At 34.1% G+C, this 12673-nt stretch carries 16 protein-coding genes; 3 read left to right on the top strand and 13 right to left on the bottom strand.

All coding sequences use genetic code 11. The features are described 5' to 3' along the window. Nucleotides 1-6: 6 nt before the first annotated feature. Both RHAB15C_RS04625 and RHAB15C_RS04630 read right to left on the bottom strand, forming a co-directional pair. Nucleotides 7-981 carry an NAD(P)/FAD-dependent oxidoreductase gene (locus RHAB15C_RS04625; protein ID WP_194845084.1) on the bottom strand — a complete coding sequence of 325 codons (975 nt, stop codon included), beginning with the start codon at nucleotides 979-981 and terminating at the stop codon, nucleotides 7-9. 2 nt (nucleotides 982-983) lie between these two features. Continuing rightward, the gene (locus RHAB15C_RS04630) at nucleotides 984-1727 is read right to left on the bottom strand and encodes a hypothetical protein (protein WP_194845085.1); all 744 of its coding nucleotides are present in this window, start codon (nucleotides 1725-1727) and stop codon (nucleotides 984-986) included. Between the two features lie 386 nt (nucleotides 1728-2113). Between RHAB15C_RS04630 and RHAB15C_RS04635 the strand changes: the two genes are divergently transcribed. After that, entirely contained in the window at nucleotides 2114-2302 is a 189-nt protein-coding gene (locus tag RHAB15C_RS04635; RefSeq protein ID WP_194845086.1) for a helix-turn-helix domain-containing transcriptional regulator, read from the top strand. A gap of 39 nt (nucleotides 2303-2341) precedes the next feature. On the opposite strand, the gene RHAB15C_RS04640 is transcribed toward RHAB15C_RS04635, so the two are convergent. The 9 genes from RHAB15C_RS04640 to RHAB15C_RS04680 form a co-directional block, all read right to left on the bottom strand. Continuing rightward, a complete protein-coding gene (locus RHAB15C_RS04640; protein WP_194845087.1) occupies nucleotides 2342-2506 on the bottom strand; it encodes a DUF1328 domain-containing protein in 165 nt (54 codons plus the stop codon). Between the two features lie 232 nt (nucleotides 2507-2738). Then, entirely contained in the window at nucleotides 2739-2897 is a 159-nt protein-coding gene (locus RHAB15C_RS04645; protein ID WP_194845088.1) for a BTB/POZ domain-containing protein, read from the bottom strand. After that, entirely contained in the window at nucleotides 2852-3538 is a 687-nt protein-coding gene (locus RHAB15C_RS04650; protein WP_194845089.1) for a BTB/POZ domain-containing protein, read from the bottom strand. The genes RHAB15C_RS04645 and RHAB15C_RS04650 overlap by 46 nt, the downstream gene beginning before the upstream one ends. Before the next feature lie 164 nt (nucleotides 3539-3702). Further along, nucleotides 3703-3918: a hypothetical protein gene (locus RHAB15C_RS04655; RefSeq protein WP_194845090.1), complete on the bottom strand. Its 216-nt coding sequence runs from the start codon at nucleotides 3916-3918 to the stop codon at nucleotides 3703-3705. Further along, nucleotides 3915-5573, bottom strand: a complete 1659-nt coding sequence (locus RHAB15C_RS04660) for a BTB/POZ domain-containing protein (protein WP_194845091.1) — start codon at nucleotides 5571-5573, stop codon at nucleotides 3915-3917. Before RHAB15C_RS04660 ends, RHAB15C_RS04655 begins: the two co-directional genes overlap by 4 nt. Nucleotides 5574-5590: 17 nt before the next feature. Next, nucleotides 5591-5821 carry a hypothetical protein gene (locus tag RHAB15C_RS04665; RefSeq protein WP_194845092.1) on the bottom strand — a complete coding sequence of 77 codons (231 nt, stop codon included), beginning with the start codon at nucleotides 5819-5821 and terminating at the stop codon, nucleotides 5591-5593. Next, nucleotides 5785-5964, bottom strand: coding sequence for a hypothetical protein (locus tag RHAB15C_RS04670; RefSeq protein WP_194845093.1), 180 nt, complete (start codon nucleotides 5962-5964; stop codon nucleotides 5785-5787). The genes RHAB15C_RS04665 and RHAB15C_RS04670 overlap by 37 nt, the downstream gene beginning before the upstream one ends. 155 nt (nucleotides 5965-6119) lie before the next feature. After that, on the bottom strand, nucleotides 6120-6656 hold the full coding sequence (locus RHAB15C_RS04675) for a hypothetical protein (protein ID WP_194845094.1): 537 nt from the start codon (nucleotides 6654-6656) through the stop codon (nucleotides 6120-6122). A 41-nt stretch (nucleotides 6657-6697) separates the two neighbouring features. After that, complete coding sequence (locus RHAB15C_RS04680; protein ID WP_194845095.1) at nucleotides 6698-7795, bottom strand: U-box domain-containing protein; 1098 nt, start codon at nucleotides 7793-7795, stop codon at nucleotides 6698-6700. Between the two features lie 191 nt (nucleotides 7796-7986). On the opposite strand from RHAB15C_RS04680, the gene RHAB15C_RS04685 reads away from it, so the two are divergent. Then, nucleotides 7987-9306, top strand: coding sequence for a helix-turn-helix domain-containing protein (locus RHAB15C_RS04685; RefSeq protein ID WP_194845096.1), 1320 nt, complete (start codon nucleotides 7987-7989; stop codon nucleotides 9304-9306). Here the strand turns inward: RHAB15C_RS04685 and RHAB15C_RS04690 are convergent. Both RHAB15C_RS04690 and RHAB15C_RS04695 read right to left on the bottom strand, forming a co-directional pair. Beyond that, the gene (locus tag RHAB15C_RS04690; protein WP_194845097.1) at nucleotides 9303-10463 is read right to left on the bottom strand and encodes a citrate (Si)-synthase; all 1161 of its coding nucleotides are present in this window, start codon (nucleotides 10461-10463) and stop codon (nucleotides 9303-9305) included. The two genes, RHAB15C_RS04685 and RHAB15C_RS04690, sit on opposite strands and share 4 nt — an antisense overlap. Nucleotides 10464-10475: 12 nt before the next feature. Further along, nucleotides 10476-11459, bottom strand: coding sequence for a malate dehydrogenase (locus RHAB15C_RS04695; RefSeq protein WP_194845098.1), 984 nt, complete (start codon nucleotides 11457-11459; stop codon nucleotides 10476-10478). Nucleotides 11460-11624: 165 nt separating this feature from the next. Here RHAB15C_RS04695 and RHAB15C_RS04700 point away from each other — a divergent pair, with 165 nt between their 5' ends. Continuing rightward, the gene (locus RHAB15C_RS04700; RefSeq protein ID WP_194845099.1) at nucleotides 11625-12563 is read left to right on the top strand and encodes a DMT family transporter; all 939 of its coding nucleotides are present in this window, start codon (nucleotides 11625-11627) and stop codon (nucleotides 12561-12563) included. Nucleotides 12564-12673: the final 110 nt, after the last annotated feature.

Here is a 12673-nt window from a genome sequence, read left to right on the forward strand (position 1 = left end):
GTTGATCTATTTTAAGTAATACATTAGTTCTTGAAAAGAAAGAGTTGTTATTCCCTCTATTGCCTGCGCCAATTTTTCTCCGAAATAAGCATGATATAGTAATCCTCTAGATCCCATAGCTGTAATTACCCACACCTTACTAGAGACTTTTGTTGCAATGGGAAGATAGTGTTCTTGACGCACCACTCTTATAGCAGAAGAGCAGTTTATAGATTTTAGCTGCCAAATATCTGGATAGAAACTAGAGGCTTTAGTAAAAAGCAACTTTTGCGTATTTAATAGATCCACTGTTTCTGTTAAATCATGGCGTTCATACGTCGCACCAACATGACAGATCCCTGGCTTATGAGATGTTGCTATATAGCCTTTGCCTACAAGACTTCTTTCTATTTGTAAATGTAGAGGAATTTTACAAGTGAGAACCTGTCCTTTGATAAACTTCAATTTTAATTGCGCAAATTCTGGAAAGTTATGAATAGAGGCTCCTGCTGCAACAACTATTTGATCAAAGGTTTTTAGTTGCTCTAGCCTTGTAATTTTCTCTGCAAAAAATTGTCCTCCTTTTTCTATAATAGCAAGGCGCATTCCTTGTAGGTAACGTTTACAAAATACCGTTTTTCCCGATTTCATCAAGAAATGATCATTGCCTAAATCTATAACATCTTTAAAAATCACGCAGTGATTCTTATAAGCTTTCCTTTGTTTTTCATTTTGAACAATGCGAATAACACCTTCTCTATAGATCTCTTTTTTTAAGCTTCTTTTTGCTACGTGTAGCAAATCTTCTGTCTTTTGCATGGCCTCGGTTGCAAAAAGCGACCTTCGCGCCTCTTCCCCTACATAAGGGTGAAGTAAACCTGCTGCTACAACTGATGCTCCTCCTAAAAAAGGATCAAATACAACTACTTTATTCTTTAGATTTAGCAAATTCCAAGCCACTGCTAATCCAGAAAAGCCAGAACCTATAATTGCAACCTGCATAGCTATCTTTTTTGCATCATTAAAATATGTGATTCTGCAGCAAATTGAAAAAAGAATATCACTCCCGGCGCCAAAAGAACAGCAATTGGTAGCATGATCAATACCAAATCTAAGGGGTTAGCTGATGAAAAGTAGAATGCGTGGGTCATATTCAGAGAAATCATAAGCAGTCCTAAAATACAACCTACTGGAATGGCTGAGATGATAAACAATACAAAATTAGTAAGTAAAGAATGACTTATTCTATTCAGCATGTATTTAATCCATTCTTTTGGCAAACATTGTCTTAAAGCTACAATTGGTGTTAAAAAGAAAAATAAGATCAAAAACAGAACAATTAAAAAAATCATACTTAAAAATAATAAAAAAGGACCAAATGATAAAAAAACCCCTAATGCCCAACCTATTTTAGGTAGCGCTTTAATCAAGTAGAACAAGCCAAGAATTGTCCATAGGATTAAATACCCTATTATTAAAGGCATTCCTAGATAAGCAATTTCAACCATCACTCTTTTGGATAAAGAAAAAGTTTTTCTATAGTTTATTTTTCCCTCTTTAATTTCATCATGATAAAGACGAATTAACAAAACTCCAAGAGACAACCCTAATATACCTATAGCAAAAAAGGGCAGGAAATTCCAATTAAGCATCAGCCAGTCTTGTGTTTGCAGCCCCATTGATCTACAAAGAAGCAGGCCAAATCCACAGCACCACAACACCACAAATACAAACAATAACTTCTTCATCGAAAAGCTCAGTCGCAATGCTCTATTAAAAGAAAATTCTATATCATGCCAGTTCATAGATAAAATGTAGTAAAATAAAACAAATGATAGCATCCCTTTAGAATGTTAACTAGGTCTAAAATAAAAATTATTTATAAAACCTTTGCAAAACTCAAGACTTATTGATCTCTTAAAAAAAATCTTTGTTTGAAATGTATCCCTTAAGATACTCGGTGTCCTTTCAATGATTGGTTTGAAAATATTCGGGAATTACACACTCGTGCTAAAATTCTTATTCGCCTTGACCGTCTCGAAGTAGGAAATTTTGGAGATTCCAAAACTTTAGGCAAAGGATATCATCAAGACAAAAGAATACTTAAAAGAGTACCGATCTAGAGAGAAAAAATATGATAAAAAATAAAAACTATCATGAATGGCTTCTCAAGAAGTTAAAAGATTATGACGAAGCTGTCGCATATCTTAACGCAGCCTTAGAAGAAAGCCTTTATAAAACCCTATCAGAAAATGGCAATCCTAAATGGCATACCCTTGTCTCATTAGTAATTGCTCTCGGATTAAACTTAAGATTAACATAAAATTTAGCACCTGAAACATCATCCAAGTGCTTTCATTATTTAATAACGGTTTACATAACCTGTGATTAAATAGATAAGAAATAGTATGATAAAAATAAAGAAAAGCACTTTAGCAATAGTAGTTGCCGTGCCTGAGACACCTCTAAACCCAAAAAATCCTGCTATAATCGCAATGATTAGAAATATGACTGCCCATGTTAACATAAATTCCCTCTTTTCCTGAAATTCATAGAATAATCTTAACTCACCTATTTTTTCGTTCTATTTCTTTTGTTGTAATTTCGTCAACTATTTAAATGAAAATTTATAAAAAATGCATAAATTACTTTCTTTATTAAAAACACTTATTTTTTATAGATTGAAGAAAAAAAATTAGAAGTTCCGATCTGGGATTTCACTGCTAGATGGGGGTAAGAATAAAGTTCTTTTAAGTTCATTAAAAAAAAGCTGAGTTTGCTTTAAAAGCTTCTTTTATGGCGTGGTCGCAGGCGTCTTTTAGATAGGGTTCTAAATACATATCTGCTAAATGACTAACAATCGGACAAAGATCTAAGGGAACATGGGTTTTTCCCGTATAATACAGCGAAGTAAGCATAAAAACCCTTCATAGTTAATACCCTGTAATTTTGCTGTATAACCTATATCTTTTAGTACAATAATAGTTTCTGATGCTTCTAAAAAATTAGACTGAAAAAGTCTATTAAAATAACGATTTTTTTGAACTAAGATTTCTCTATTAACTAAAATTTTCTGTGGCTTTTCTAAATCACCTACAACTAAAGTTTGGTTACTATATTCTTCTTTATTAATAAGATAATCAATAGCATAAGATTGATTATGCGCTTGCAAAACTTCAAAATGATTATTTAAACAGAAATTTTTCCAAGCTGCCTTAACAACAAAATCATTTTTTGCTAAATACCCTAGATTTAATAGAAAAAGGGCTTCTCTAGCACCTGCTATTCCAGAGCTTCCTATTAAATATTTCTCAAGCTTAGTTGAGTTTTTTTCTAGATAAGCTGCGCAAATTCTAGATAAAAAAATATTTTCCTGCAACCTACACCGCAATAGATAATAATCTATATCTACGTCTATTGTAGATTTTAAGCATTGGGTAATTTTTAAAGGAATAGATGCTAGATCAACAACAAAAGGCTTTTCTTGTGCATGATTTAGTAAAAAGCAATCTGCATTTCTATAATCAACAGTAGGAGCAATAAAACCAAGAAAGGACAAATTTTTGGCAAGTACTTTTCGTACCAAGCCTATAAAGTAGGATAATACAAAAATATACACTACTATAATAAATTGTATGAGTTTACTTTCTTTTTCTTGGATAGATTTGTATGGCTTTGTTGTTATACAAAATGCTAATGCTAGATTATCAGGTAGGGTAACCTCTATAAAATACCTTTTTTAGAAAAAGCTGGAAAAGCATAATCATATATGCGCTGCATCGTTCTAAGACAGGAGTAATTTGCATGAGTCCATTGACTGCTATTATGATCACGTATATAGCAAGCTATTTTTCTACCGCACCAAAGCCCAAGCATAGTGCAAAAAATCTTACTATAGCTTAGTTCAGCATTACTATCTAACTTAGGTAAATAACTCATAATCCTTGTAACATTTTTTGATCACAAGCATTTTTTAAATCCGGTTCTGAATATGCATCTGCTAAACGACTAACCGTTAAACAGAGCTCTAAGGGAATATCCTTATCTTCAGTATAAAGATAATGAAGCAAATATAAGATTTCCTTGTAATTGATATCCTGTAATTTCTCTATATGATTCATTTCTTTGAGCATGGTAATAGAAGATATATTGACTTGCCCTGTATAAATTTCATGAACCAAATAAAAAAACCTTTCATAGTTAGCTTCCTGAAATTTTCCTAACAGGCCCTTGTCTCTGAGGGTAAAAGTAGCTTGATTCCATTTCTTTTTATCACATATTTTTTTTAAATCAGGCTCTGAGTATGCATCTGCTAAACGACTAACCGTTAAACAGAACTCTAAGGGAATGTCGGCTTCCCCAGTGTAGATGTAATGAAGCAGATATAGTATTTCTGTATAATTAAGCCCTTGTAATTTCTCTATGTTTAGACCTTGGAGCATAATAACAGAGGTTACATCTGTTTTCCCTGTATAACTATGATGAATAAAATAAAAGAACTTTTCGTAATTAACACTTTGAAATTTTCCTACCAGCTTCATATTTTTGAGCCCAAGAATAGCTTGATTCCATTTCTTTTCATCGCATGTCTTCTTTAAATCTGGTTCTAAATAGATGTCTGCTAAATGGCTAACGCTTAAACAAAGCTCTAAAGGTACATCGACACTACCAGAATAAATATACCGAAGCAAATATAAGAACCCTTCGTAATCTATGCTCTGTAACTTTATTGTACGATCTTGGTCTTTAAGTATAATAGTAGGCTGAGATCTTTCTGCAAAATCTGTTCGAAAAAGCCTGTTAAAGTAAGCATTTCTTTGTACTAAAACTTCTCTATTTACTAAAACCGCTCGAGGATTTTGTACATTGCCTACAATTAAAGCTTGGTTACTATACTCTTCTTTATTAACAAGATAATCAAGTGCAAATGTTAATTTCTTATCCTCTTTAAAAATTTTAAAGTTTTTATTCAGATAAATGATTTCCCAAACTACTTTAATAACAAAATTACTTTTAGCCAAACATCCTGCATTTAATAGATGCAGCATTTTTTCAGGCTTTTTCATTAAATATTCTTTTAGATTTACTAATCCAGTCGTTTCCTCTTTTTCAATGTAAGAACAACAAGCAGTTGCTAAAGTGATATTTTGGCTAAAGTTAGTACTTATTAAATAAGAAATAACATTGTTTGGAACTAATCTACTTTGAATTGAGCGCATCACCTCTAAGTTTTTAGTTTGATTGCCAGAAATATGAGTTAAAATATAACTCTCAAAAGAGAAAATAAAAGAAAGGCATTTCTCATTTTCAAAATTTTGATTAATTTCAAAATGAGAAAAAGTATAAGTGTCTAGCTTATTAGTGAATTCTATGACATCTCTAATAAATGCCGGCTGTTTTAATACAGAGGGATCTTTTTTAATGAAATCCTGTACTTTATTAATTGTTGAATGAACATCTATTTCATTTTGTGGTTTAAAGTAGTTAATGATTCTTCCAAACCATACTGTTCTACTTGTAAGGATTGCATGATGTTCTTGTATAGGAGAGCGAGCTAACTCGGATACAAGAAATAATAGATCAATGTTATTCATTTGGTCTTTTTAGTGTTTTAATTTCTAAATCCCATGCTCCTACTTCCATCAAGAGCCACAACAGAATAAACTCCTGTAGGAGCTAAAGATATGGCAAGAGACTGTGCTATAGGATAAGGAAAGATTCGTACTACTCTATAAAATATTTGACGAACCTTATCTATACAATACGCTAAGAAACACATCCGAGCAATTGATAGGATTACTTCTTCTATATTGCTTCCTTCTCTTGGAATGGGATAAGACATAGTATGCAATAGCGAGCAACATACTTTCCTATCCAGAATCCAGATGACATAGTAATAGCAAAAATAGGAAGTCGATATGGGCTATCAAAACGTACAGGATCTAGAAACTTAATTCTAGGTTGAGAAAAAGGTTGTATAGACATGATAATTCTTATATTGTTTTTATAAATCTAGTTAAATAGAGCTATCTCGTTATAGATCGAAGCCTATACCTTATTTCATCATAAGTTGTTGCATCAAAAAACAGTTGATTAGCTTGCAAATTTTCTTCCGTAACCTGATTGGTTTTTTTAGTGTTTTAGTTTCTAAGTTCCATTCCCCCTTCATCAAGATCTGTAATAGAATAAATGCCTGTAGGAGCTAAAGCTATGGCAGTAGCCTGTGTTATATCATAAGGAAAGATTCGTATTACTCTATAAAATATTTGACGAACCTTATCTATACAATACGTTAAGAAACACACCCGAGCAATCGATAGGATGACTTCTTCTATATTGCTTCCTTCTCTTGGAATGGGATAAGGCATAGTGTGTAAGTGCACTTCCATATGCAGTGCAGTTAAAAGATTATCTAATAGAGCCACTTTCATAAAATATCTCCTACCGCTACCACTTGGGAAAAGGTAATTATAAATACGGTAAGCATTTCTCATCACTGATCTATTGGATTGAGCTAATGGATGAAAATTATGGTCTCGTACATAGCGAGCGGCATACTTTCCTATCCAGAATCCAGATGACATAGTAATAGCAAAAATAGGAAGTCGATATGGGCTATCAAAACGTACAGGATCTAGAAACTTAATTCTAGGTTGAGAAAAAGGTTGTATAGACATGATAATTCTTATATTGTTTTTATAAATCTAGTTAAATAGAGCTATCTCGTTATAGATCGAAGCCTATACCTTATTTCATCATAAGTTGTTGCATCAAAAGACAGTTGATTAGCTTGCAAATTTTCTTCCGTAACCGGACATGTATGATGAGATAGTAGCCAATCTTCAATCACACTATATTGAAAAACTCTATTAGAAGGTGTTTTAAAGGGAATAATTAAAAACTGACCTGATTTAGCACACTTATATTTTGGCTGGTTTAAAATAGGATCATTTTGAAATATATCCGGTATGCTATACTGAGCTTCTATATCCCTTAGTTTTTTTACTTTCCACTTAAAATAAGAACAAAAAAAAGTTCTTGCCCAATCTTGATTTGAAAGATGAAGCAATCTTAATTCATTTATTCTATCTATTATGCCTTGTGCGATAAAAGGACTGGCTGCTACAGATATAACAATCCCAAAGAATTTAGTGTGCTTTCGATTAGAAGTTTCGTACATTTCTGGAGTTCCATCTTCATTAAAAATATAATCACCAAGAGAACCGTCACAATCTACTTCACGAGACTGAACCCAATATTTTGTGGGATCCCAAGCCCATTTAGCAAAAGCATTTGGAAGATTGATAATGCTTAGACCCATGTTTAAAGAAGCGCTTAGAGTGAGCCCTACTACAGGAACTTGACTTAGATAATTTTTAATCAATTGAATGCCTTTTGCCTTCATAGCAGGAACAATGTACGCATAGGAAGCTACTTTTATCACAGTAAAAACTGTTTTTACCGCAGGCCCTGAAATTGCTGGATCTTTGATAAAGTTGATTACTCCTACCTGTCCTTCAACAAGTGCCATAAAGTCTTTTGGAGCTGGGTAGCTATTTTTATGAGAGTTATTTTCAACAAGAATTGTATTCTCATATAGCAAATTTATCCGAGCTACTCGAGCTTTTCCTTTGTTTTCAATAATAGTTCTTCTTCTTTGATATTCAGCTTCAAATTCTGCTAGCTCTTGTTTTGTATCTTCTTCTATCTTGTCAATAGCACTTGTCTGATCATTATGATTTAAGAAATCGAGGGTTAAATCTTCTTCATATCTAGGTGAGATCACTTGTGCATAAGTTAAAAGTTGGGCAACCATAAAAGTCCCTTAAGTTCGATTTTTAGCAAGCGATTATCGGGCTGAAAAACAATTATTAGCAATAAAGTTTTTGTTTTTTTTAAAGAATCGATTAACTTAAAGCATAGAAATACCTGATTTGAGAAGGAGCTCCTATTCCTAAAAAAAATTCTCGAGAGAAATTTCCTATTATCTTAAATGAAACACCTTCATTGACAGACCATGTCTTTAGAGATTCTCAAAACCTCTTTTCTCATCTTGAAGCAGATACATCTGCTAGCACTTTGCTTCCTTCGCTAGAAGAGCTTATCGAAAAATACCGCGATCTTATTTGTGAACATGTATCGAGAAGAATTGCTTTTTTTTTTCAACAGCTTATTTGTTGTTTTCAAACCAAACTGCATTTTGAAATAGGACATGTAGTATCTCAAGGCTCTTCTGCTAAAAAAGTAATACTCACCGATCAGAATCTTGCAAGCTTGGAATTTGAACGCAATGCTGCTCATAGCAGTACCCTTCCTTGTTTGCTTGCATACGATTTAGAAGAATGGAAACTTCACCAAGCAAAAAAAATAAAACTCCCCAAAGGATGCATTTTTTTAAAAGGAACTGACTCTTATCGTCTTTGGAATTCTACAATCAATATGCCTCGTTGGGTAAACATGGTAGATCTACAAATCGATGGAACTTCTCGTGATCAAAAATTACGTTATAAAACCCTACAGTTGATTAATGCAGCAGCACAAGGAGAAATTGATCCAGAAGAAGGACTAGAGCTTTTTATTCAGCTCTGTATTGATCAAGTAAAGCTCAGCTACAAAGCAGTAACTCAGTTAATGTATCGAAAAATACTGAATTTATATAAATATGAGCTAGAATCTACCCAAGTGAGTTTCAACCACAATCGTTCTATATGGTTAGAAGCTCTTCTTAGCATTAGGATTTTAGACGAACCTTCTCGAAAAATTATCTATCAGATCCGATATCAGGCAGTTCGAGATGCACAATTAGGACAAGCAGAGCTTATGCGAAAAATAGATCTGGTTAAACATAAGATCTTATCTAGCTATAAAAAGAAACCCTCTTATTTTGAGGCTGCTTTTCGATCTCTTCTAATTGCAGAAACCTACACTCAACGAAATAGGCAGCGTTTAGAAAAAATGTATAATTTCTCTTATTTTGATTTTAAAGCAAGATTAAGTAGCACTAAGTTAAATATCTTCGATAATACAAAAATCAAATTAGCAGAAAAATATAGGCCGCAAATTATAGCTCTTAGTGCAGAAATCATTCATGACATGCAAGAACTTAGAAAAAAAGAAGCTTTGCAAAGAAGCCAAACCACCAAGCTATTAAGACATGCTAAGAAATGGACACAAAAACAACTCGCTCAAGAATTATCTGTAAGCCAATCAACAATTTCTCGAATGGAAAATTGCCATAAGTTGATTACTCTGCCCATAGCTGAAAAATTAAGTCTGATTTTTCATGTCGATGCAGGGCTTTTAATGCCTCATTTCTTCTACGATTAGGCTCTTGATTTATATAGATATTTAGGTCTCACAATGGGTGTACCTTTACCGCCTCTAGCTTCGGTGCGTTCATAGACAATTTGCATGGCGATCCCAATAGATCTAGAAAGCCCAAACAAAACAGTATAATATTCAGGGTAAGCAAATCCAGCTGCTGTCAGCATAGTTCCTGAAATAGCGTCTACATTAGGATAAGGATCAGAAATCTTAGGATTTTCCAATAATACTTTAGATCCTTCTGTGCGCAAAAGCAAAGCGATTTTTACCAAAGGATGCTCTGGGTAATGCTTTTGCACAAAATCGTATTGCAGGGTAGCACGCGGATCTTCTACTCGTAATACTGCATGCCCAAATCCAAACACTAGTTTTTTTTCTACTAAACGTTTACGAATCAATTCTTCTACTTGTTTAGCAGTTGCCTTTTCTCCTAATTCGGTAAGCACACCTCTGACAAACTCTAAACAATCCTGATTGGCTCTTCCGTGGCGTGGTCCTTCTAAAGCACACATGGCCGCACAAATAGATCCGTACATATCCTCCAATCCAGAAGCTACTGCTTTACCTACAAAAGTGGATAGGTTTCCCCCTCCATGGTCGTAGTGTAAAATGTTGAATAAATTCATAGCAGAAACAAGTTCTTTTTCTCTTTTATCAGGAACTTGGAGCATATAGCAAAAGTTTTCCATATAGCCTAAATCCAATCTAGGATTAGGCGTTTTACCAAACCCCGCGTGATGATTAATCACAGCTGCGGCTAGATGAGGGACTTTAGCAATCATATTTAAACAATCATCTACATAGTTATCTGTAGATTCATGCATCCCTAATAATAATAGAGCTATACAAAAAAGTTTCATGGGATGCCCTTGTCGAGGCAGCACCTCAATAGCGGTAATCACTTGCTGAGAACAACAACTACGTTGTTTAATCATTTCAGAAAACTTTTCTAATTCTTGTTTGTTACTTTCTTTACCATGATAGAGAAGATAGATGACCTCCTCTGGTTGCCATGCAGATAGTTCTGTAACGGGCTTTCCTAAATAAAACAACCCTTTTTGAGGATCAACATGTGATGTAGTACAATAGCCTACAGGAAATCCACGCAAACCCGTTTCTAACTGCTCTTTTGTAATAGTAAATAATATATCCTCAGACATAGCTTCCTTGAACTAAAGTAAATGATCAATGAGCGCTCTTTCTTCTTTTAACTCTTTTTCACTCAGTTTAATTGCCTTTTCTAAAAAAGGATCCCAAGATAATTCGGGCACAATTTCTATTATCCCTTTTTCTGTCCTATAGCAAGGAAAGGAAAAAACCAATCCTTTTTCAATTCCATAAGGATTAGCATCAGAATAAAGAGCAGCAGAAAACCAATCTTCACCCAATCCCATTAAAGATCTTATAGAGCAAATAACCGCATGAGCAGCTGAGGCAGCAGAGGACTTTCCTCTAGCTTTTATGACTTCAGCACCTCTTTTCTGTACATAGGGAATAAACTCTTTTTCACACCATTTGCGATCTTTAATTACTTCTAAAAGAGGTTTATTTCCAATTTTTGCGTGCAAAAAATCAGCTACCTGTGTTGCTGAGTGATTTCCCCAAATCGTTACATGAGAAACATCTGCAATTCCTACATTCGCTTTAATGGCAAGAATGGCCTGCGCTCTGTTTTGGTCTAAGGCAGTCATAGCAAAAAACTGACTTTTAGGGATTCTAGGAGCATGATGCATAGCAATTAGACAATTGGTGTTACAAGGGTTTCCCACAACAAAAACAAGCACTTTAGGGTTTGCTACTTCATTTAAGACCTTTCCTTGCGTAACGAAAATCTTTCCATTCTCTGCTAATAAATCTTTTCTTTCCATGCCAGGTCCGCGCGGCTTAGCGCCAATTAAAAGCGCATAATCTACGTTTTCAAATACTTTAAATGGATCGGATTCTATTCTAACTTCTTGCAACAAAGGAAAAGCACAATCCTGCAACTCCATAGCTACGCCTTCTGCTGTTTTTTGAAATTCATGCAGCTCTAACAAATGTAGAGCAACCGGTTGATCTAACCCTAGCATCTCACCCGCTGCAATCCGAAATAACAAGCTATAAGCAATTTGTCCCCCAGCTCCTGTTACTGCAATTCTTTTTATTTTTTTGTTCATATAGGTAATAAAACCTTATTTTATTGTTTTTATTTTAATACACAAAAAATCATCTCTATGCAACCTAAACAAAATTAAAAATAAGTTTAATTACTAGCCATTAGTCATTGACTAGATCCCTATTTCTTGGTATCCTTTTACCTTTTTAAACATAAAAATGTATCCATGTCTGTATTTTTTGTTGCTTTGATGTACGCTGCTTGGTCAAGCGTTTTCTCTCTAGGAAAGCTTGTTTTAGAGCACTCTCCTCCTCTTTTTTTAACAGCCTCTCGCATGTTATTTGCAGCAGTACTCATCTTAAGTTTTTTGCTAATTACCAAAAGATCCTCATTAAAATTATCTTTAAGACAATTTGTCTCTATTTTGCTGCTTGCTTTCTTTAGCATCTATCTAACCAATACTTTAGAATTTTGGGGATTGCAATATCTTTCTGCTGCTAAAACTTGTTTTATCTATAGCCTCTCTCCGTTTTTTGCTGCGCTTTTTTCCTACATCCATTTCAATGAAAAAATGAATCCCCGCAAATGGCTAGGACTTTTTATTGGATTTATTGGCTTTATTCCTGTTTTATTCACACAAACAGGTTCTGAAGAGCTCTTAAATGCTTTTAGTTTCTTCTCCTGGCCTACACTTGCCATTATGGGAGCAGCATTAAGTTCCGTTTACGGATGGGTCCTTCTTCGGCTCATGGTAAAAGAACAAGAAATTACCCCCCTTGTCGCTAATGGAACAAGTATGCTCTTTGGAGGCTTATTTGCCCTGATCCATTCTTATCTAATAGAACCCGGGGCTCCTTTTCCCATTGCTCCTCTACATTTCACCTCTTTTATTAAAGGAGTTGCTCTCATCACCGTAATCTCAAACCTTATTTGCTACAACCTCTATGGTATGTTCTTAAAAAAATACACCGCTACATTTCTTACTTTCGTAGGACTGCTCAGTCCTATCTTTGCTTCTTTAAATGCTTGGATTTTCTTAGGAGAAACCCCTTCTTGGGTTATCTTCTTATCAACAAGCATTGTTTCTATAGGGCTTTGGATTGTCTATCGCGCAGAGCTTAAACAAGGTTATATCATTTCTTCTAAAGCACCTGCTAGTAATTAGCACTGTAGAAAAATTAAAACGAAATTAAAGAGTAGATTTTCTCTAAAATAAAGATAAATGAAAAGTCATCAAACCATCTCACACGATGGTTTGATGACTTAGGAAAAATT

Origin of the sequence: Candidatus Rhabdochlamydia porcellionis (assembly GCF_015356815.2) — a bacterium.
Lineage (GTDB): Bacteria > Chlamydiota > Chlamydiia > Chlamydiales > Rhabdochlamydiaceae > Rhabdochlamydia > Rhabdochlamydia porcellionis.

What these genes read in the sequence shown, in the direction of transcription:
- RHAB15C_RS04625 (WP_194845084.1), bottom strand. Translation starts at nt 981, where the DNA reads ATGCAGGTTGCAATTATAGGTTCTGGCTTTTCTGGATTAGCAGTGGCT.
- RHAB15C_RS04630 (WP_194845085.1), bottom strand. Translation starts at nt 1,727, where the DNA reads ATGAAGAAGTTATTGTTTGTATTTGTGGTGTTGTGGTGCTGTGGATTT.
- RHAB15C_RS04635 (WP_194845086.1), top strand. Translation starts at nt 2,114, where the DNA reads ATGATAAAAAATAAAAACTATCATGAATGGCTTCTCAAGAAGTTAAAA.
- RHAB15C_RS04640 (WP_194845087.1), bottom strand. Translation starts at nt 2,506, where the DNA reads ATGTTAACATGGGCAGTCATATTTCTAATCATTGCGATTATAGCAGGA.
- RHAB15C_RS04645 (WP_194845088.1), bottom strand. Translation starts at nt 2,897, where the DNA reads ATGCTTACTTCGCTGTATTATACGGGAAAAACCCATGTTCCCTTAGAT.
- RHAB15C_RS04655 (WP_194845090.1), bottom strand. Translation starts at nt 3,918, where the DNA reads ATGAGTTATTTACCTAAGTTAGATAGTAATGCTGAACTAAGCTATAGT.
- RHAB15C_RS04660 (WP_194845091.1), bottom strand. Translation starts at nt 5,573, where the DNA reads ATGAATAACATTGATCTATTATTTCTTGTATCCGAGTTAGCTCGCTCT.
- RHAB15C_RS04665 (WP_194845092.1), bottom strand. Translation starts at nt 5,821, where the DNA reads ATGTCTTATCCCATTCCAAGAGAAGGAAGCAATATAGAAGAAGTAATC.
- RHAB15C_RS04670 (WP_194845093.1), bottom strand. Translation starts at nt 5,964, where the DNA reads ATGTCTATACAACCTTTTTCTCAACCTAGAATTAAGTTTCTAGATCCT.
- RHAB15C_RS04675 (WP_194845094.1), bottom strand. Translation starts at nt 6,656, where the DNA reads ATGTCTATACAACCTTTTTCTCAACCTAGAATTAAGTTTCTAGATCCT.
- RHAB15C_RS04680 (WP_194845095.1), bottom strand. Translation starts at nt 7,795, where the DNA reads ATGGTTGCCCAACTTTTAACTTATGCACAAGTGATCTCACCTAGATAT.
- RHAB15C_RS04690 (WP_194845097.1), bottom strand. Translation starts at nt 10,463, where the DNA reads ATGTCTGAGGATATATTATTTACTATTACAAAAGAGCAGTTAGAAACG.
- RHAB15C_RS04695 (WP_194845098.1), bottom strand. Translation starts at nt 11,459, where the DNA reads ATGAACAAAAAAATAAAAAGAATTGCAGTAACAGGAGCTGGGGGACAA.
- RHAB15C_RS04700 (WP_194845099.1), top strand. Translation starts at nt 11,625, where the DNA reads ATGTCTGTATTTTTTGTTGCTTTGATGTACGCTGCTTGGTCAAGCGTT.